The sequence below is a fragment of the Oceanobacillus rekensis genome, assembly GCF_002153375.1.
GTDB classification, from domain to species: domain Bacteria; phylum Bacillota; class Bacilli; order Bacillales; family Amphibacillaceae; genus Oceanobacillus; species Oceanobacillus rekensis.
In genome coordinates this window covers 150,238-170,644 of sequence record NZ_MTBQ01000005.1, presented here as the reverse complement: position 1 = coordinate 170,644, position 20,407 = coordinate 150,238, and the positions used below count along the sequence as shown (strand labels likewise).

The 20,407-nt window shown below is 38.2% G+C and carries 16 protein-coding genes; 7 read left to right on the top strand and 9 right to left on the bottom strand.

Features of this window, described 5'->3' with window-relative positions:
* Positions 1–12: 12 nt before the first annotated feature.
* The gene (locus tag BV906_RS13840; protein ID WP_087974229.1) at positions 13–1,629 is read right to left on the bottom strand and encodes a sulfatase family protein; all 1,617 of its coding nucleotides are present in this window, start codon (positions 1,627–1,629) and stop codon (positions 13–15) included.
* A gap of 179 nt (positions 1,630–1,808) precedes the next feature.
* Here BV906_RS13840 and BV906_RS13835 point away from each other — a divergent pair, with 179 nt between their 5' ends.
* The 5 genes from BV906_RS13835 (at position 1,809) to BV906_RS13815 (ending at position 7,384) form a co-directional block, all read left to right on the top strand.
* Complete coding sequence (locus BV906_RS13835; protein ID WP_087974228.1) at positions 1,809–2,771, top strand: formylglycine-generating enzyme family protein; 963 nt, start codon at positions 1,809–1,811, stop codon at positions 2,769–2,771.
* Positions 2,772–2,819: 48 nt separating this feature from the next.
* Entirely contained in the window at positions 2,820–3,209 is a 390-nt protein-coding gene (locus tag BV906_RS13830) for a YidH family protein (RefSeq protein ID WP_087974227.1), read from the top strand.
* Between the two features lie 454 nt (positions 3,210–3,663).
* Positions 3,664–4,854: a hypothetical protein gene (locus tag BV906_RS13825; protein ID WP_087974226.1), complete on the top strand. Its 1,191-nt coding sequence runs from the start codon at positions 3,664–3,666 to the stop codon at positions 4,852–4,854.
* A gap of 119 nt (positions 4,855–4,973) precedes the next feature.
* Positions 4,974–6,212 carry a Zn-dependent hydrolase gene (locus BV906_RS13820; protein WP_087974225.1) on the top strand — a complete coding sequence of 413 codons (1,239 nt, stop codon included), beginning with the start codon at positions 4,974–4,976 and terminating at the stop codon, positions 6,210–6,212.
* Entirely contained in the window at positions 6,209–7,384 is a 1,176-nt protein-coding gene (locus BV906_RS13815) for an amidohydrolase (protein ID WP_087974224.1), read from the top strand. The genes BV906_RS13820 and BV906_RS13815 overlap by 4 nt, the downstream gene beginning before the upstream one ends.
* A 375-nt stretch (positions 7,385–7,759) precedes the next feature.
* Here the strand turns inward: BV906_RS13815 and BV906_RS20280 are convergent, their stop codons facing one another.
* Together BV906_RS20280 and BV906_RS13810 are read right to left on the bottom strand one after the other, a co-directional pair.
* The gene (locus BV906_RS20280) at positions 7,760–7,843 is read right to left on the bottom strand and encodes a putative holin-like toxin (protein ID WP_425435198.1); all 84 of its coding nucleotides are present in this window, start codon (positions 7,841–7,843) and stop codon (positions 7,760–7,762) included.
* 285 nt (positions 7,844–8,128) lie between these two features.
* Complete coding sequence (locus BV906_RS13810) at positions 8,129–8,542, bottom strand: helix-turn-helix domain-containing protein (protein WP_087974223.1); 414 nt, start codon at positions 8,540–8,542, stop codon at positions 8,129–8,131.
* A gap of 1,106 nt (positions 8,543–9,648) precedes the next feature.
* Here BV906_RS13810 and BV906_RS13805 point away from each other — a divergent pair.
* On the top strand, positions 9,649–10,773 hold the full coding sequence (locus tag BV906_RS13805; protein ID WP_087974222.1) for a CapA family protein: 1,125 nt from the start codon (positions 9,649–9,651) through the stop codon (positions 10,771–10,773).
* Between the two features lie 63 nt (positions 10,774–10,836).
* Here the strand turns inward: BV906_RS13805 and BV906_RS19540 are convergent, their stop codons facing one another.
* From BV906_RS19540 to BV906_RS13780, 6 genes are all read right to left on the bottom strand, one after another.
* Positions 10,837–10,989 carry a hypothetical protein gene (locus BV906_RS19540; RefSeq protein WP_176330361.1) on the bottom strand — a complete coding sequence of 51 codons (153 nt, stop codon included), beginning with the start codon at positions 10,987–10,989 and terminating at the stop codon, positions 10,837–10,839.
* Between the two features lie 68 nt (positions 10,990–11,057).
* Entirely contained in the window at positions 11,058–13,271 is a 2,214-nt protein-coding gene (locus BV906_RS13800; RefSeq protein WP_087974221.1) for an extracellular solute-binding protein, read from the bottom strand.
* A gap of 73 nt (positions 13,272–13,344) precedes the next feature.
* Positions 13,345–14,157, bottom strand: coding sequence for a glycerophosphodiester phosphodiesterase family protein (locus tag BV906_RS13795; RefSeq protein ID WP_176330360.1), 813 nt, complete (start codon positions 14,155–14,157; stop codon positions 13,345–13,347).
* Between the two features lie 111 nt (positions 14,158–14,268).
* Complete coding sequence (locus BV906_RS13790) at positions 14,269–16,008, bottom strand: ABC transporter permease (RefSeq protein WP_087974219.1); 1,740 nt, start codon at positions 16,006–16,008, stop codon at positions 14,269–14,271.
* On the bottom strand, positions 15,980–17,032 hold the full coding sequence (locus BV906_RS13785) for an ABC transporter ATP-binding protein (protein WP_087974218.1): 1,053 nt from the start codon (positions 17,030–17,032) through the stop codon (positions 15,980–15,982). Before BV906_RS13785 ends, BV906_RS13790 begins: the two co-directional genes overlap by 29 nt.
* Positions 17,033–17,170: 138 nt before the next feature.
* Entirely contained in the window at positions 17,171–18,274 is a 1,104-nt protein-coding gene (locus BV906_RS13780; protein ID WP_087974217.1) for an extracellular solute-binding protein, read from the bottom strand.
* A 674-nt stretch (positions 18,275–18,948) separates the two neighbouring features.
* Here BV906_RS13780 and BV906_RS13775 point away from each other — a divergent pair.
* Positions 18,949–20,352 carry a glycerophosphodiester phosphodiesterase family protein gene (locus BV906_RS13775; protein WP_087974216.1) on the top strand — a complete coding sequence of 468 codons (1,404 nt, stop codon included), beginning with the start codon at positions 18,949–18,951 and terminating at the stop codon, positions 20,350–20,352.
* Positions 20,353–20,407: the final 55 nt, after the last annotated feature.

Genomic DNA, 20,407 nt, shown 5'->3' with positions numbered 1-20,407 from the left:
CCATGTCCCGCATCAATCATACTTAAACCTCGCAATATACTCCTCATATCCGTCCATCCATCTAATCTGCGGCCATTCTCCTGATGGGTTATTCCGGTTGTTTTCCTGTGGCTCCCCTGGAGTGGATCGGCCTTTAACAATGTATTCTTTCAATGACTCTTTGAGGCTTTTCACAAGCTCTGGGTGCTCATGAATGAGATTATTCGTTTCACTTATGTCTTCTTTCAAATCATATAATTCTGCAGGTTGAAACATTTGACCTTCTGCCCCTTTACGGGAGTCTGCTAATCCGCCCCCATTGTAGACAAGTTCCAGCTTCCAGTCGCCCCGGCGAATTGAAAATCCTCCATTGGCGGAAGAATGGACAATATCTTCGCGTACAGATTCATTCTTTCCTTGCCATAATGGAATATTGGAAATGGAGTCCTCTGCTGTATCGTCGGTAATTTTTGCACCGATGATTTCTGCAATACTGCGATAGATGTCAGACTGACTGATCATATGGTTGGAGGCTGTTCCCCCTTGTATCATTGGTGGGTAGGAAATAATCGTTGGTTCCCGGTGTCCACCTTCCCAAATATCTCCTTTGATTCCTTTGAAAATATAGCTTGGGTTATGTCCATGTTTCTTTAACCCTTCGAAATCAGCTACGCCTGATGCCCCGTTATCACTGGAAAGAATAAAAATAGTATCCTCGAAAATACCTTTTTCCTTCAGTTTATCGACTATTTCACCAACATAATGATCCAGCTGAAGTACGAAGTCGCCGTATGGGCCAATGCCTGATTTCCCTTCGAATTGCTCATTAGGTATCAGTGGACCATGCACCAAGTGGTTTGGATAATATAAGAAAAATGGCTTGTCGTCTTCTGTAAATCTATCGATAACCTCTAATGCTTTTTTCTGCATATTATCCGGAACTTCTCTGTGCACAAAGTTCGGTGCGGCAACGCCATTTTGCCATTCTGTCTGGTCGGTTACTCCCGTTCGGTCAAGCATTGCTGTTCCAGTTACTTCTGTCGCCTCCTCTACCACACGGTCATTTTCAATATAGACAAATGGTGGCTGGTCAAGCGATGCGGGTGTTCCATAAAAATAGTCAAATCCCAATTGATTTGGACCAAATGTGATAGGTTTGGAATAATCAATATCCAACCCTTCAAAGTCCATTCTCCCTACCGAAATATCAAAAATACCATCGCGGCCAAATCGTGTTTCTTTCCCAGGAATCTCATCTGGATTCAACCCAAATTTTTCATAATCAAAGTGATCCTTCAGCTGCCATTTCAAGCCTAAGTGCCATTTTCCGATAGCAGCGGTATTATAGCCGTTATCTTTTAGTAAATGGGCAATCGTCTTGCGGTTTTCTTCAATTAATAGCATGGAATCCCCTGGCACGACATAGCTCTTCAAGCTGGAACGCCAATTATAACGCCCCGTTAGCAATCCGTACCGGGACGGGGTACATAAGGCCGAAGTGGCATGTGTATCTGTAAAACGCATTCCAACTTCAGCTAATTTATCCATGTTTTTTGTTTTAATTTTGGACTCCGGATTAAAACAGGAAACATCTCCATATCCTAAGTCATCAGCAAAAATGATTACGACGTTCGGTTTTTTATTCGCCATCTTTGTCCTCCTCATGATTGTTTGCGAAAATTAATCTATCTAATAAGTTTACCCGTTCTGTTGCTGAACAATGCAATTTCCTGTTACCGTTGCATCTTGATTAGGTAAAAGTAAAAAATAGGATTATTCCATTTGTTTATCGGGAAAAATAGAAGGGAAAAGAATGGGAGCGACGGTAAATGGTAAAGAAATCATGTTGCAGTGCCAGTCGCCTGCAGATAAATAACTCAAATCAATCAGAGGTTACAGAAATTACGCAAGCAGCGAAAAAGATAGAAAGAGCTAAAATGATTTTTATCCCGGGCGGAACGTTTAAAATGGGTACCGAGGACCTGGACGGTTTTCCGGCAGATGGCGAAGGGCCAATTCGCGATGTGACTGTCGATTCCTTTTATTTGGATACATATGCAGTAACAAATGCAGAATTTAAAACGTTTATCAAGGATACAGGCTATGTCACAGATGCTGAAAAATTTGGCTGGTCATTTGTATTTCATTTATTTTTATCGGAAACAGCGATGCAGCTTGTGACCCAGACTGTCGCTGGAACTCCATGGTGGGTCGTTGTGGAAGGGGCAGCATGGAATCACCCGGAAGGCCCGGATTCGTCGATTGAAGACAGAATGGATCATCCGGTTGTACATGTGTCATGGAATGATGCAGCTGCATACTGTAAATGGGCAGGCAAACGGCTTCCAACTGAAGCGGAATGGGAATATGCTGCCCGTGGTGGTTTGGAACAAAAGCGCTACCCGTGGGGAGATGAATTCATGCCGGAAGGGAAACATGTTTGCAATATTTGGCAAGGTGATTTCCCAATAATGAATACGGCAGAAGACGGCTATCTCGGTACAGCTCCAGCAAAGTCATTTCCTCCGAATAGGTACGGACTTTATAATACAGCCGGAAATGTATGGGAGTGGTGTATGGACTGGTTTACTGACCAGCCTGACCAAAAAGGCAGCAATGATAATCCAAAGGGTCCGAAACTCGGAATGAGCAGGGTGATTCGCGGAGGATCATATCTTTGTCATGATTCATACTGTAATCGTTACCGGGTCGCAGCAAGGTCATCCAATACACCAGACAGTTCAACAGGAAATACCGGATTTCGCTGTGTAACGGATAAAGATACATATTGATGATTTTGTTTGTATGAAATAACTTCTTATTTAGGTGGTTTGGAATCTATGGCAGGTAAAATTTGGAATAAGGAAAAAGAAGAAAATCAACTGAGAGTTGCCCAGCAGCACTTGGCTAATGAGCGCACGTATTTAGCTTGGATACGGACAGCATTAGCAATCATAGGAATTGGTTTTTTAACCATCAGTTATCATTTAACCATCGGGCAAAGTCATCGGGTAAGTGATCTTCTGGCGGTTCTGATTAGTATCCTATCCGGCGTGTTTGGTATTGGTCTGATTATAACTGCGGCTGTTCAATATTTAAGGAAGCGAAAACAAATCCAAGCGCAAAACTTTCAATCTTCCTATTTCTTCGTCATATGGGGTTCACTCGTTTTACTAATTGTGATTCTGATCGCTATTGCTTATATTTTAATCCAATTTATGGTTATGTAGGACAGGGGGACAGGCACCTTGTCCCTAAAGCGTCTACAATAGTAATCTTCCCTCCCTCCTATCAGGAAGAAAGGCATCCCCCTCCGTCATTTAACCCGCTGAATAACATCCTTTATATATTCCTAATAGCTGTCGAGAAGCACCTTTCACCCCTTTTATCACTAACACTTCATCTCTATCATGAATTAATCTGGGACAAAGTGCCTGTCCCCATGTCCCTTCACGTAATCGGACAGGTTATGAAAGCAATTATAAAGCCATAATACAAATACATAGTATAAATTAAGTACTCTAACACAGTCTCATCCACGGAATTATTTCGGGACGCGGTGCCTGTCCCCTAGTCCCTTACCCATGTCCCTTAAATTGTCATTGAATTCTGTAAGGAAACTGTTTATAATAATCCTTATGTTTTTAGAAAAATGTCGAATTTTGTAGAAAGAAGGTATGATAAATGTCTCAGATGTTAGCTCTAGTATTATTAACTGCTATTTTATTTATAGGAGATGCAGTGTCCATACGTACGAAAGCTTGGATACCATCCGTATTTGTTAGTGCAGTTCTTTTCATCATTGGGTATTGGACGTTCTTCCCAAGAGATATTGTGGAAATTGCTGGTATTCCACCTGTAGTGGTGACGATGGCGATTTTCTTGCTCATTACAAATATGGGTACCATGCTTTCATTGAAAGAATTAAAAAAACAATGGAAAACCATTTTAATTGCACTGGCCGGTATTTCTGGGGCAGCTGTATTATTACTTACTATTGGAACCATGATATTTGGTTTTGAAGCAATGATTGTCGCCGTTCCTCCTTTGGTAGGTGGTATTGTATCGGCACTCATTATGTCTGAGGGGGCTCAGGTAGCAGGACTTACCAGTTTATCTGTTTTTGCTATCGTCATTTATGTTGTGCAAGGGTTCGTTGGTTACCCTTTAACTTCAATCATGTTAAAAAGAGAAGGGAAAAATTACCTGCAGAAATTTCGTAATGGCGAAATAACAGTTGAAGCGGGGGCCGTGGAGCCTGAAGCTGCTGAGGAACGTAAGCTAAAACTATTTGAAAAATTACCTGAAAAATACAACACTAATTTCTTTAAGTTCTTTAGATTATCCGTCGTTGCCTATTTGGCCTATCTCGCTTCCGTGTTAGTGGAACCAATCGTAACGATTCATCCATACGTGCTTTGTTTACTATTTGGTGTTATTGCTGCAAGTATTGGCTTTTTAGAACCGCGCGTTCTTGAAAAAGCAAATGGATTTGGCTTTACGATATTGGTTTTACTGCTATTTATTTTTGATGGATTAAAAGATGCTACCCCAAGTATGTTGCTTGAAATTCTAAGTTTATTAATAGGTACGATTGTGATAGGTATGATCGGAATGTATATTTTCTCCTGGATTATGGGCAAGGTCTTAAAAGTTAGTAAAGAAATGGCATATGCTGTATCCCTAACAGCATTATATGGATTCCCAGCCGATTATATTATTACGAATGAAGTGGTAGAATCGATGACAAGTGATGAAAAAGAGAGAGCAGCACTGCTAAGTCATATGCTGCCACCAATGTTAGTCGGTGGATTTATTACGGTAACCATTGTATCTGTTATCCTTGCAGGAACCTTTGTCACATTCTTGCAGTAAGGATAGATTAGAATTAAGATCTGCTCTGCGGATTTAGGGATGAATCGGGTAAGTACACTTACTCGATTTTTTCCATTTTCTAAGCCCGGCTATAAGCTTTTTAATATGGAGGAGACGTGATGGAGTTGGCAAATAAAGAGAGAATCAAGCATCATTTTAAAACATTTAGTAAGTTTACCGCAACACCAAATGAAGGAATGACACGATATTCCTATAGTCCCGAAGACGTGAAAACGCGTACGTATATTAAAGAAAAGATGGAACAATATGGTTTAACAGTAAGAGAAGATGGTCTTGGTAATATTTTTGGAAAGTTGGAAGGCACGATCGAAAATGCTCCTAGCGTTCTGGTTGGTTCTCATTTTGACAGCGTCCCACATGGCGGCAATTTTGACGGGCCAGCGGGTGTGATCGCAGGGCTTGAAGTTGCAGCTTTATTCCAGGAACAGCAAATCAAACCGGCATATCCATTAGAAGTGATCGCAATGATCGAGGAGGAAGGTTCTCGTTTTGGTGAAGGTTTAATGGGTTCCCGTGGGATGAATGGATTGATTGATGAGGAGGATTTCCATACGATTCGTGATAAGGATGGAATCTCTGTTACTGAAGCAATGCAACAGGCGGGACTCGATCCAACACTCCCTAAACATCGTGAACAAAAAACGATGAAAGCATTTTTAGAATTACACATTGAACAAGGTCCGATTTTAGAAGAAGAAAATATTTCAATCGGTGTTGTCGATACTATTGTCGGATTGACACAGCTCGAAGTGACAGTAGAAGGAAAAGCAGGACATGCTGGTACAACACCAATGGATCGCCGGTCAGATGCATTAATTACAGCGTCAAGCCTTGTTTCCGAATTGCCAAATCTAGTACAAGATGAATCGAATGGTACAGTCATTACAACTGGTAAGTTTGCCGTATATCCAAATGGCGCGAATGTTATTCCACAAAAAGTAGTCTTTACGATTGATCTTCGCTCTGGTGAAGAAGCATCGATCAGGCGGGTGATGCAAAAAGCAAAAACACTCATTGCATCTCATCAAAAAAATGGGATTCATACTTCCATCCACCAGCATTTATATATGCAACCGAAAGAATTAAGTAAAGAGGTCCGTTCTTCATTTAAAGAATCCACTGAAAAACTAGGGATTTCTTATATTCCGATGCAAAGCGGTGCTGGTCATGATGCAATGATCTTTTCAGATTTCACAGAAGCCGGGCTTATCTTTATACCAAGTAAAGACGGATTAAGCCATTGTCCAGAGGAATGGTCTGATCTAGAACATTTAGCTCAAGGGGTAGACATATTATTTGAAACAGCAAAAAAATTAACGGAGGCGGAAATTGGATGATCAACGAAGCAATCAAAGCATATATTACCGAACATGAAGAAGAATTAATCGCTACACGCAGAAAATTACACAGTGAACCAGAACTATCTTGGGAAGAAGAAAATACGACTGCATTTATTTGTGAACAATTAGATCAACTAGGTATCGCCTATCGAAGAACAAATCCTACCGGCGTAATTGCAGAAATTAAAGGGGCTAAACCAGGTGGAACGGTTGCACTTCGCGGCGATATGGACGCATTATTTGTTCAGGAAATAAATAAAGATTTGGCCTACACTTCTAAATTCGAAGGGAAAATGCATGCGTGTGGACATGATGCCCACACTTCCATGCTTCTATTTGCGGCAAAGGCCTTACATCAAGTGAAAGATGAAATTCCTGGAACTGTCAGGCTTATATTCCAACCGGCTGAAGAAGTAGCACAAGGTGCCAAAGAGATGGTTAAACAAGGTGCAATGGACGGGGTTGATAATGTATTCGGTATTCATATTTGGTCACAAACCCCAACAAATAAGATCGTGTGTAATCCAGGTCCAGCATTCGCTGCAGCAGATATTTTCAAAATAGAGTTTACAGGTAGAGGAGGTCATGGCGCAATACCACAAGATACGATTGATGCAGCAGTCGTTGCTTCTTCCTTCGTCATGAATGTGCAATCGGTCGTATCTAGAACCATTGATCCGCTTGAGCCAGCAGTGCTTACGATTGGGAAAATGATTGTCGGGACAAGATTTAATGTGATTGCAGAAAATGCGCTCATTGAAGGTACCGTTCGTACCTTTGATAGTAAAACGAGAGATCATGTAGAAAGAGAGTTAGAGCACTATGCGAATACAGTTGCGAGTCTTTATGGAGCAAAAGCTAAAGTAACATATACAAGAGGAACCGATGCAGTAATTAATGAAACAAACAGTGCCCACCTCGTTCAGCAGATTGCACAAGAAGCCTTTGGTGAAGACGCCGTCTATGACCAACAGCCTACCATGGGGGCAGAAGATTTTAGTTTCTTCCTAGATCAAGCACCCGGAAGCTTTGCATTAGTCGGTAGTGGAAATCCAGAAAAAGATACAGAATGGGCACACCATCACGGAAGATTCAATATCGATGAGGATGCACTTAAAACTGGTGCGGAATTATACGCACAATATGCTTGGGCTTATTTGAATAAGTGAGATAGCGGGATAGGTCAAGGGATACTAAGAATCCAAACTGATATTTAAATTATATAATGGTTCAAAAAAGGATACCACCCATTTGGTTTAATAGAACTGACAAGAAACCATTACCAAATGGGTGGTATTTCGATGGCTATGGGGGTTGGCGCATTCGCTTTCTTTACCAAATTAAAGCGGTGGGAGCTGTGTACAACCTTCTCGGCCAAGGTGCCTGTGTCCCCGTTCATAAAAGAAGGAACTACCACATACTATGTAAATGACCGCTAGTGCGGATACACTAACGGGAAAAGCGCGATAGCCCTTTAAGGGGCCGAATCACTTATTCAAGTGATAAGATAACCACCTACAATTAGCTGACCAGGCTTAGGGTGGTTATTTTTTATTGTGAAATGACAGGATGGATACGATTAGCATTCCGAAAGAAACCATCAGATATACTGTCTCGTATACTGTCATTGGCAACACCCCCTTTCATTCTAAAAGGAATATAGTGATGGGTTCTGCTTTCCTTCTAGTCCTGGATGGATCCCTTCCTTTTTATTGGGGCTGACGGATAAAATTATCATTTGTTGAAAAAGATTTGTTTCTACAATAAAAGCCCGACTTGAAGTTTAACCATTAGAAACTTTCACCTTATTTTATTTAGTTTAGTTAAACGTATGGCGGTAGTGACTTGTACTATTCCAAAAAATAAAAAAAAAACGAGTTTTTCACTCGTTTTGTCTAAAAATATCTATAATTTCATTCGGCTTTTTCAATATATAAACACTCATGAATAGGTGGACAACCTAATATCAGCCAAATAGCAAAAAATGTGTCCGCTCTTAACGTTTTTTCATTATTAAAGATCAAACTAAGATTCGCCTTTTTAAGTCCCGTTTTATTACAAATATCAACTTGTTTCATTTTCTTTTCCTTAGCAATGTCTTTAAACCGATTTTTTATTTCTAAACTTTCCATTCCCACAGAATTTAATAAAGGGGCCAATGTTTCTACATCCATTAATTTCGAAATGGTTGCGCCTTTTATAAAATCCTCTATCTTGGCTTCTGGGGTATCACTTTTTCCGCGAATCGAATTATCTAAATTAATCCAGTCGACCACATTTTTTATCTTTTCATACGTTTCATCCTTCATTTCAATTTCTATTTTCATGTATAAGAACCTCTTTTCACGTACATGATATTCAATAACTAAAGGCTTTAAAGGAGTTGTATCCTATGTTTCATAAACATAATGATGATTTAAAGGAATATGTTGAAGACATACTGGACAAGGGAAGAAAAGGATAAATCCATTTTAATATATGAAGGACTTTGTTTAACTATGCTAAAGGGACACGGGGACAGACACCTTGTCCCAAATACATCTACAATATTTGGCTTGGTGGGTCCTTCCTCTATATCCTATCAGGTAGAAAAGAAATTTCCGCTCCGTCAATTAACCTGCTGAATAACACTCCTTAGATACTACTGTTTTTTATTCCTTATAGTTATTCTAATATAACATTTCAATGCAGCTGGCCAGGCACTTGTATTCCATATGTAGGTGATCGGACAGAGGTTGTGATAGCAATTATCAGGCAATAATGCAATGACATAATATGATTGCTATAATTCACTTTTATATTTTTGGGGTAAAAAAAGACCAAGTATCACTAATACTTTGTCTCGTCCATGAAAGTATTTCGGGACGCGGTGTCTGGCGCCTTGTCCCAAATACATCTACATTAATTGGCTTGGTGGGTCTCCTCCTCTTACCATCAGGTAGAAAAGAAATTTTCGCTCCTTCAATTAACTCGCTGAATAACACTCTTTAGATATTTTTCTGTTATCCCGTCCCTGATAGCTGTCTATAGCGACACACCTTTCACTCCTTTTAGTTTTTTGCTACTATAACATTTCAATGCAGTGGGGCAGGCACTTGTATTCCGTATGTAGGATTGAACAGAGGTTTTGAAAGCAATTGTTAGGTAATAAATCAAATACATAATATGAAAGCAATAATTAACTTTTGTATTTTAAGGCAAGAAAATACAAAGTGTCACTAACACTTAGTCTCGTCCACGGAAATATTTCGGGACACAGTGTCTGTCCCCATGTCCCGTGTCCCCATGTCCCGCGACTTTTGTAAGTATTTGTCGTACGATTACCCATAAATGAATATTCTAATTTTGCTATAATTATATAATCATTCTAAACACATGATGTAAAACGTATCCTAGAAATGAGAATGAAACAATAATTAATGGAGTTGAAAAGATGGCAAAACTGACTGTTCCTTTATTACTTTACCTTACCTTTCTTTTATCTCACCAACCGGATCAACAACTAGAGATACAGGCAGCTAGCACACCGGGCCCGCTTAACTTAGATTATTTTGCTACTATTGTTGATGACGTAATTAATTATGAAAACACGTTAACGATAAGTGCTGCAGGAGATGTGACGATAGGCAGTGATGATAGCTTTGGATACCATGGTACATTTCATCATGAAGTAGACCAATCAGGCCTTGATCATTTCGGAAAAAATGTTGCCCCGATCTTTGAAGAGGACGACTTGACGATTGTGAATCTAGAAACCACTTTAACGAACAGCCAAAATAAAGCTGAGAAAACGTTTCGCTTTGCTGGAAAACCTTCCTATACGGAAATTTTAAATTTATCGAGTGTTGAAGCAGTAAATCTCGCTAACAATCATACGTTTGATTATCTGGATAAGGGGTACCAAGACACAGTTACCAATCTTGATACATATAATATCGATTCGTTCGGATACGACAAGGTTTTTCTAAAAGAAATAAATGACATAACAATCGGTGCTTTAGGCTATAACGGATGGAATGATACAAGTGAAGTACGCAAGCAAATTGAAAAAGATATCTCCTCATTAAAAGAACAAGGTGCACAAATCGTCATTACTAACTTTCATTGGGGTGATGAGCGACATTATCATCCGAATGCGACACAGCAATCTCTGGGGAGGTTCGCCATTGATGCAGGCGCAGATTTAGTACTTGGTCACCATCCGCACGTGGTACAAGGGGTTGAGGAATATAAATCAAAATATATTGTTTATAGTCTTGGAAACTTTATGTTTGGTGGAAACCGAAATCCTGATGATAAAGACACATTTATTTTTCAGCAAACCTTTCATTTTGCCTTTGATGAGCTAACGGATAAAAAGGATATAAAGATTATCCCAACAAGTATTTCTTCCGTTACAAATCGAAATAACTACCAACCAACACCATTGGATGGAACAGAAGCAGAACGTGTGCTGAATAAAATATTAACGCTAAGTGATGACATACCAGAGAATGATATTGCTTATAAGGATTATAGTTTGGAGGAAAATGTTGCTGTATTTTCAAGTGGGGGGTAGGGACAGGGGGACAGGCACTCTGTCCCGAATCACCTACAACAATAGGTTTGGTAGTTCTTTCCTCTACATCCTGTCAGGTAAAAATAATAATTCCTCCCTCGCACCGCTGAATAACACTTTTAGATTTTCCTTTACCCTTGATAGCTCTGTATCAGTGATGCCATCTGTTGACTCCAATAGCACATCATCCATGGAAACTTGTATTTTATCGGCCACCAATTACACTAAACTCATTTCAGTTATTTTTTAAGTCAAAAAAAGACCGAGTGCCTCTAACACTCAGTCTAATCAAAGGAAATATTTTGGGACGCGGTGTCTGTCCCCGTGTCCCTAACCCATTGTTCAACACTTTTTTCAAGCACATGATTTATTTCCTTTAATACGTCCTGCGCTTCATTTAATCTTGAAAAATTATTTTTAATAACAAGCCCAATATTTTTTTCTACCGATAACACATTAACTGGATGCCCGTTAGTTGTTTTGCTCTCTCTAATTCCTGTATCTGCAATTTTGTCTAGATGTCTTAGCCATGGGTAATTATAATGAATATCTTTTTCATCATTTATCTTTTGGTTCGCTGATAGACCACCTAGTTTTGTTATCTCTTCAGCAACAGACCTTTGATTTAGCCATATTAAAAACTGAATGGCCTCATCTATTTTTTTTGATTGATTTACTAACCCAATTACTCCTCCCCCAAGTAATGGATGATCACCCGGTACATTCTTATAACCAACGGATGTACCAATTTTACTCTGAGACACAACAGTCAAGTGATTGACAAATCCTATAACCATCGCTGTATTTTCTTCCGTAAATGATTTTACGGATTGCTCCCACCAATTCGCCTCTTCCTTTTTTGCTAGCTTATATAATTCATGGTATAACTTAATTGCCTTTTTCCCTTTATCCGCATCCAATTGAACTATTTGATTTTTGAATTTCAGCTTACCTCCGATGGAATAATAGCAAGTGAGAAACTCTGCGGCAATGATTGCAGGATTTTTCGTATTTAAGGAAATTCCAAATTCAACCCCGACGGTCATTTTGTCCTCTTCATTAAAAAATTTAGCAATCTGAATAAGTTGTTCATAATCTTTAGGCGGTTCGAGTTGTGACTTTGTTTCTTTAAAATACATTCTTTTAATAAGCTGATTTTCAAATAGATCCTTACGGTAGAACATCATTTGGACACTTGGATCAAACGGAATCATATAGCTAGTCTCATTCACGTCTGAATAATAATATCGGGATTTCTCAGATAACTCGTCGAGAACATTATCTAAATTAGGGTTTATCCCATAAATAGGCCGAAATATTCTCTCCGCATACCACGGAAATAATGCCATATCCGTACGAATCAAATCATAGTTCTTATATTTCTCCTCTGACATCAATACATTGGAAACTTCCTCATATGAACCGATATCGAGCTGCACCTTAATATTCGTTAATTTTTGAAAATAAGGCAGAATCTTCTTTAATGCTTCGGTGGATGGGGAATGCACCGTTAAAATACGTAACAGACGTAATTCCTTACGATTATATAAACCTCCCAGTTCAAATCCATCATTCCTATATATTATCTCAGGCTGTATCTTTTTTTTATTTTCAATCGAGTCTATAATTTTTTGCGCAAGATCCAGTCCCATTGCATAATAGTTAAGATGATATGTCAATATCCCTTCATCTCTTCCATTGTGATTGAGCGAAAGAGAGATAATGGGAGGAGTTTCCTTAAACGTTCCATATTGGTAAGATTTTTGTAAGAGTTTTGCCTTGTCTTTACTATTTGTTATAAAACAATCAAAATCATATTCTTGAGCAATTTCATATGCAACTCGATTCATGTCCTGTACTCTTGTAGAGAAAATACGAATATTTCCTAAAGGATGTTCATTTTTAAAGGCTTGGATGAAGACTTTTTGATTCAAATTATCTTCATCTGTCAATAAAATACCGATTTGTTTATAATTATTTTTTTTCACTACTTCCGCAATTTCACGACCTGCACTTTCAAAATGAAAGGACACATAATGGGAAGCATGTTCTGGTTTTCGATTTACAAATAGAATTCTATCTTCAGGGATTTCTAGAGTCCTATAATAGAAATCAGCTTGTTCCAGGCAGGAAACAGTAACAACTGCCGATGAAGTATCTTGGGATAACTGGGAGACAATGTCCTTCTCAATATCCTTTTTCTCACTTGTTACATAAACTTGAGGATGATATCCATTTTGACGCAATTTTCTCTCCAGACCGATATATAGATTAATATATTCTTCTTGCTCATAGTTTGGGATGACAATTCCTATATTTTTGCTCTCACCTGAACGTAATGATTTTGCTTTATAGTTCATTTGATATCCCAATTTTTGAGCAGCCGCTTCTACTTTTTTTATCTTTTCAATACTGACATTCCCTTTTCTGTTTAGTACGTTTGAAACCGTACCATGAGAAACACCAGCTTCCTTTGCAAGATCCAGAATCGTTACCATTAACGTATTCTCCTTTAATCTTATACTCTAATTGTATTATAAAACGAGTTGCCACAGTAATTCCAATGGCACCTTATATGAGTTGATTACGGTAATCATTTAATAGACCTGTCCAATCTGTTTGAAGAACATTGCAACCTTTTTCAATTGCTTTTCCCCAACCATGTTCAGGACCCTTTAAAATAGAGTTATCATCATCTAATTCACCGAACAATACAGTATCATCATCTAAGCGAATGGCATTGGCAAAAACAAATAAATTTTTCTCCTTCAATTGTACAATAAGTTCATTTTGAAAGAGTGGTGACTTTCGATTTGTTGCGATAAGTTCAACTCCAACAATATTAATTTGATCATACGCTTCTAACACTTTTAAATCATCTAAACTTTTCACAATTGGAAAATACATATATTTCACAGAGTGATTATCTAATTGTTGCAAGAATTTTTCCTTAACCGGTGATTTTAATAAAATTTGCTTCTCTAATCCAAACTGATCTAGGTATGGTAAAAATGTTTCCCAATCATTCCATGTACGATCAATATTTATAAGCTGGTCTTTTTTTAGAGAATGTAATAAATCCTCCAATTTCTCCACTTTATAACGAATCTTTTTCCCTATATAATTATAGTAATGGAAGGATTCTATTTCCTCGGATTTCATCTGGATTATATTTTTACTCGTTCTCAATAATCTCTGTTCATTACCATCATGGAATAAATAGAACTTGCCGTCTGTCGATTTTACTACATCTATTTCAACAATATCTGATCCAGAAAGATATGCGGCAATCATGGAGGGAATGGTATTCTCAATAATATTGCCACTAATAGATCCACGGTGAGAAGCGATTAAAAAAGGCTTCTCCAATAATTTTTTATTCAATACTTGATTTATATTTTGAAACACTTGTTTTCCAATCATCATTTTCTCACTTTCAATTCATTTTTTTACAGATAGGAAAATATAAAACTTCCCTATCTGCGCTTTTCCACTTTATAATGCGGTATTAATTTTATTCCCTCTTCCGTATACGAAGTAAAGGACAATCGCATTTATTGCCATTAGAATCACGGAGTAAACCATGCTTATTGCCTTGGCATCAGCCGTAGCATTTGCGTCGGTAGCACTATAGATAACCACTCCTAATGGTTGAAAAAGTGGATGGTATAAAAATACCGATAAATCATAATCTGATAGATGCCCATTAAAATTAAGAGCAAATACAGCGAGAGCTGCAGGAAGTACAATTGGCAATATAACTCTTATAAAAGTGTAGAAACCATTTGCTCCTAAATTTCGTGCTGCTTCTTCCAAACTTTCATCAAAAGAATAATACGCAGACTTAATTACCCTTAATGTAAAAGGAATATTGACAATAATATAGGCTATTAACATAATAACTGTTGTTCCTGTAAGCACATTATTAAACATCAGCCAAGTTGGTTGATCATAAGTTATTATTAATCCTAGTGCAAATAACAATCCTGGTAAAAGCCATGGAATATATAACAATAATTCCATGATAGTAGTTAATCGATTACGATACTTTTGAATCATTCGAGCAATGAACAGCATAGCAATCACGACAATTATCGATGCCAATCCTGCATAAATAACACTTGTTAGGAATGGTCTATAACTAGCTGAATCAGTGAGGATTGAAAGGTAATTTTCCAACGTAAAGCTGCTAAGAGAAAGTGTCCCTGTGCTTATACTATACGAATCGGTAAATGAAAAGATTAAAACGATAATTACCGGCACCGTATAAATTACAAATAATCCCCATGCCACTATATGCATCATAGCATTTCCTACTGGATGATTGATTTTTTGCTTTTTCAATTTCATTTTCACCTTAGATCCGGATATATAATTTGTCTTCTTTTCAGCCTTCATCACCATGAATAATAGAATCAGTTGTACTATTCCTAATATAATAGATAATAAAGCCGCCAAATCCCTGGAAGCTGGTCGCTGGGAGAAGGTCAGAATCATAGGGCTAATCGTCTGGAAATTTTCTCCACCAACAATTAAAGGCCCGGACATAGCACCTAAACCGGTTTGAAATAATAGAATCGTTAATGTGAATAAAACAGGAAGCAAGGATGGCAAAACGATTTTGCGAATAATATAAAACGGACTTGCCCCCATATTTTTTGCTGCTTCCACTGTTTGATAATCAACATTGCTTAGTGCCCCTCTTAGAAAAATCATATGTAAGGACGTGCAGGCAAATGTCATCATAAACAGGACGGCAGGGTACCCGATAAACCATTCCTCGTTGAAGTTTGGGAAAATGGAAGTAAGTACATTTGTAATAAACCCGTTTTTTCCATAAATAAACAAATATCCGTTTGCTAAGATAATTCCACCAAAAACAAGTGTCGTTGAATAACCAATACGTAGAATTTTTGCACCTTTTATATCGAAGTAATCGGTACATAATACTAGAAAAATACCAACAATATTTGAGGTAATAGCTAAAGAGAAAGCCAAGATAAAACTATTTTTCAAACTATCCATTGCTCGCTCTGAGCTTAGGATCTTTTCTATGGAATCGAATGAAAAGCTACCATCCTTAAGGAAAGTTGACATCAGTATATTTATATTCGGTACAATTAAGAAAGCAATAATAAACCATGCGATTGCCAGATAAACAAAGGGTAATAAGATTCGTTTGGGATTATGCGCCTTGTTTCTTTGATTAAGCTTCTGTGGTTTTAGACGACTCATCATAATCCTCCTTGTATTGAAGAATGTGTTCAGGATGCATGTATAAGGTTATTTCATCACCTATTGCATGCCTCATGCTTCCGTCTTCCTTTTCAAAACATATAATTTCTGAATCTAATACGACTACCTTATAGTGAGAAAAGTTGCCGTAAAACTCTTTGTTAACAATCTTTCCTTTTAATCTAGCAACATTTTCTACGTCTTTCGGTTTTACCGTACTCACCTTTTCCGTACGAATATAGCTACTTTGGTTTGGATCTAAATCAGCATTTGTTGCACCTACAATTTTTTGTACTATTTCCTTCGATAGATGATTGGCATCCCCGATAAAATTACATACAAACTCTGTTTTAGATTGATTGTAAATTTCTTCTGGCGTTCCGATTTGTTCTACATGCCCTTTATTAAAGACTGCAATTCGATCAGATAAGGTTAGCGCTTCTTCCTGATCATGTGTGACATAAATAGAAGTAATACCAAATTCGGTTTGTAACTTTTTTAATTCCTTTCTTAGTTGTTTTCGGAGCTTTGCATCTAAATTAGAGAGCGGTTCATCTAGCACTAAAATTTTTGGTTTTTGTGCTAAAGCTCTTGCAATCGCAACCCTCTGCTGCTGCCCACCTGATAATTCCGATACATTCTTTTGTAACTGTTGATCTGACAAATCTACAACATTCGCTAACTCTCTTACTCTTTCTTCTATCTTTTGCTTCTTTTCCTTTTTTACACGTAGCCCAAATGCAATATTTTCATATACGGACATGGTAGGGAATAAGGCATAACTTTGAAATACCATTCCGATTTGGCGCTGTTCAATAGGAGTGCTTGTAATATCTTCACCATCCACAATAATATTTCCCTTAGACGGCTCTACAAAGCCTACTAATGTACGTAATGTCGTTGTCTTACCACAACCAGAAGGTCCTAATAATGTGAAAAATTCACCTTCACGCACTTCAAGATTAAGATGATGAATGGCGATAAAATCATCATACTTAATTTCAATATTTTTAAACTCAATCATAGTTTTGCCCCCTAAATATATATAAGTTAAGTTAAAGAGATGTTTATTTGGCGGGATACTTTCCCATAGTAAAATATAAGAACTCCCACTCCAATTGGTGGGAGTTCCATTTAAAATTTCAAAGAACGATAGATTGCATTAGTATATTTCCAGTTCGATTTTCTCTACCCATTCATCTATATATTTACCTACCAAATCATAATCAATCTCTTGAACCGATGTCGATTGTCCAATTTCCTTCATACGGTCAGTCGCTTGATCCACTGCTAATTTATTTACAGGCAGGGAACCAAAATTATTTGCCCATTCTCCTTGAATCTCTGCCGATCCAAACCAATCAATAAATTCATGTGCCAATGTATAATCCTGACCATCTCCATGATTCATGATTCCTACCTGTTCAACAGTTGCTGGGACTCCGATTTCTGGAGAAACAATGCCTGCTTCAAATGAAAATTCCTCTTCAATTCCTGGAATTCCAGAAGAATAATAAAAGGAAATTGGAATCGTACCATCTGCTAGATTAGCAATGCGGTCTTCTCCATCTGGAGTGGTATATCCGTTCTCGATATATGCTTGGACAGCAGCCCAACCTTCATCAGATACACCAAGTTCACCATTTTCATCTAAATGACGAGTTAAAATATTGTAAATCACCGCACGATCTGTTCCACCACTTAAAGTGCTAGGAACATGGTACAAGCCATGAAATTCTTCATTTTCCCAAAGATCCGGCCAATCCTGTGGAGCTGTTGTTTCATCGTATGTATCTTGGTTGTAAAGCATAATAATCCGTTGTTCTGCGATGGGATGATAGAAATTATCTGAATCACTGGATCCATCAGGTATTTCATCTATCCAACTCGGCTCATAAGCTACTAAAGCCTCTTCTTGTTTTAGTGTTTGCCAATCCATTTGTGACATTCCAAATGTTACATCTGCGATTGGATTATTCTTCTCTGCTAATAGACGATTGAATAAATCAGAACCACCCATTTCGACAATTTCAAGATTAAATCCAACTTCTCCAGCCTTTTCCTTTAACCAATCACCTCTACCGTTAGATGCGGAATTGGTATAAACAATTAAAGCTTCATCAGAAGAAGCGATTTGCTCCCCACCGTTTGATTCTTGAGATTCCTCTGCGTTATTCTTCGATTCAGATCCTGCTGAGCTACAAGCAGTAATAATTCCTAGCATTAATACTGCAAGCATTGTGAATAATATTTTTTTAACAATCATATTTCTCCTACCTCCCGTTTTTTTGGAACGTGTCAATTTTTTAATGCAATATAAATTTAACACACAAATTTCGACTTTTATAGTTAAAATAGTGTAAAGATTGTAAATAAAAATATACAATTCAGATAGGACAGAGGGACAGGCACCTTGTCCCAAATCACCTACAACAATAGGTATAGTAGGTCTTCCCTCTGCATCCCCTTAGGTAGAAAGAGAAATTCCCATCCGTTAATCGTCCCGCTGAATAACACTAATAGATATTCCTATTTTCTTGATAGCTCTGTACCAGTGATACCATTTATTGATTCCAATGGCACATCATCCATGAAGATTGTATCAATCACCAAATCCACTAATTCATTTTTGGTCTTTTTAATTTAAAAAAGACCAAGTGTCTCTAACACTTAGTCTAATCAAAGGTGATATTTTGGGACGAGGTACCTGTCCCTGTGTCCCACACGTATGAATTTATCTTTCTTCTGTAAAATTTCTGTTAAATTTAGGTAAATAATATTGATAGTTTAGTATAAAGAAATATAATGTAATTGTTCAGAAATTGACACGTTCAAAAAAATGAGCATTGGAGGGTTTAATTACTAATAAAAAGACGTGTGGATATTTAGAGGGGGCTAAAAGATTTAACCCTACTTATTTCATCACAAGGAGAATGAAAAATGAAGATTAAAAAATTACTTATAATTGGTTTGGCAGCAACTATGATTACAATTATAGGGGGAACACAACAAGCTAGTGCCTCTACAGAAACGCAAACGTCTATCACTGATAGCAAAACATATGATAAGCTTCATTCCGAACTGCTAGATCATCGAAAAAATGCTCCCCTTATGATCGCTGCACACCGTGGACAGTGGCGTGAATACCCCGAAAACTCGCTGGGATCAGTTAATGAGGCGATCGAGGATGGAACTGAAATCGTTGAAATCGATGTTATGCTAACAGCGGACGGGGTACCTGTCTTAATGCATGATTCAACTGTGGACCGAACTACCAACGGAACAGGAAAGGTTAGTGATTTCACTCTGGAAGAAATTAAAGAACTCCGCCTAAAAGAAGGTCTTGGCGGAAAAACGGCTAAGTTAACGGACTACACGGTTCCCACTTTAGAGGAAGCTATGCTTGCAGCCAAGGATCGGGCTATCGTAAACCTTGATAAAGGCTGGAATATCCGTGAGGAAATGTACGACGTGCTTGTCGAAACAGATACGGTTGATCAAGGATTGTTCAAGGGAAGCCCGAATGTGGAAGAAGCGGCAGGATTTATGGCAAAGGATCCGGAAATTTTGTATATGCACATTATTAATAATAACAATGCTGATACAGTAGACACATTCCCGGGACGCCAGCCAGTAGCCTATGAGATCGTTTTTAATGATTTAAAAGATCCACAAATTCAACCGGAGAAAGTACAACAAATCCAGAAAAACAGCAGGGTTTTTATCAACGTCATGTGGTATGGCCTTGCCGGGAAATATACAGATGAGGCATCACTACGGGATGTAAATCTTGGATGGAAAGCTGTAACGGACCTTGGTGCGAGCATTCTGCAAACCGACAATATCGAGGCGTTGGATTACTGGCGCGACGGAGGTAATATGAAGTTCTGGGATGCGCAAAAAGGAAATCGAACCGTCCGTGTTCAGGCTGAGGACCATCTACCAGGCGGACAGGGCGTCGGTTATTATGATCTTGATCCAAACCGCAATGACCCTTCAGATGCAGACTGGGTGGATGTCTATGATAGAGATGGTGCAACCGTTGTAAAGACAAACCAGGAGGGAGAATGGGCTAAATACGAAGTGAACATTCCGAAATCAGGTTTGTATAAAATCTCAGGACGCGTGTCTGCTTCCGTCGCACCAGCAGGTACCATCAGATTAGAATTGGATGGATACTTTAGCGAGGAGATAGAAGTGGAAAACACTACGCATACCCGCGCTTTTGAACTCCAAGAGTGGGATTATCGATCTCTGGAAAAAGGAACTCACACTTTCGCTATCCATACCACTTCACCTAGTTTCCATCAACTGGACTATATCCAGTTTGATTTACAGAAATAATCCCTATTGTGATTGAATGGGACAGGGGGACAGGCACCTTGTCCCAAATCACCTT

Coding starts and splice junctions, on each gene's coding strand:
- BV906_RS13840 (WP_087974229.1), bottom strand. CDS start 1,629: ATGGCGAATAAAAAACCGAACGTCGTAATCATTTTTGCTGATGACTTA.
- BV906_RS13835 (WP_087974228.1), top strand. CDS start 1,809: ATGGTAAAGAAATCATGTTGCAGTGCCAGTCGCCTGCAGATAAATAAC.
- BV906_RS13830 (WP_087974227.1), top strand. CDS start 2,820: ATGGCAGGTAAAATTTGGAATAAGGAAAAAGAAGAAAATCAACTGAGA.
- BV906_RS13825 (WP_087974226.1), top strand. CDS start 3,664: ATGTCTCAGATGTTAGCTCTAGTATTATTAACTGCTATTTTATTTATA.
- BV906_RS13820 (WP_087974225.1), top strand. CDS start 4,974: ATGGAGTTGGCAAATAAAGAGAGAATCAAGCATCATTTTAAAACATTT.
- BV906_RS13815 (WP_087974224.1), top strand. CDS start 6,209: ATGATCAACGAAGCAATCAAAGCATATATTACCGAACATGAAGAAGAA.
- BV906_RS20280 (WP_425435198.1), bottom strand. CDS start 7,843: ATGACAGTATACGAGACAGTATATCTGATGGTTTCTTTCGGAATGCTA.
- BV906_RS13810 (WP_087974223.1), bottom strand. CDS start 8,542: ATGAAAATAGAAATTGAAATGAAGGATGAAACGTATGAAAAGATAAAA.
- BV906_RS13805 (WP_087974222.1), top strand. CDS start 9,649: ATGGCAAAACTGACTGTTCCTTTATTACTTTACCTTACCTTTCTTTTA.
- BV906_RS13800 (WP_087974221.1), bottom strand. CDS start 13,271: ATGGTAACGATTCTGGATCTTGCAAAGGAAGCTGGTGTTTCTCATGGT.
- BV906_RS13790 (WP_087974219.1), bottom strand. CDS start 16,008: ATGAGTCGTCTAAAACCACAGAAGCTTAATCAAAGAAACAAGGCGCAT.
- BV906_RS13785 (WP_087974218.1), bottom strand. CDS start 17,032: ATGATTGAGTTTAAAAATATTGAAATTAAGTATGATGATTTTATCGCC.
- BV906_RS13780 (WP_087974217.1), bottom strand. CDS start 18,274: ATGATTGTTAAAAAAATATTATTCACAATGCTTGCAGTATTAATGCTA.
- BV906_RS13775 (WP_087974216.1), top strand. CDS start 18,949: ATGAAGATTAAAAAATTACTTATAATTGGTTTGGCAGCAACTATGATT.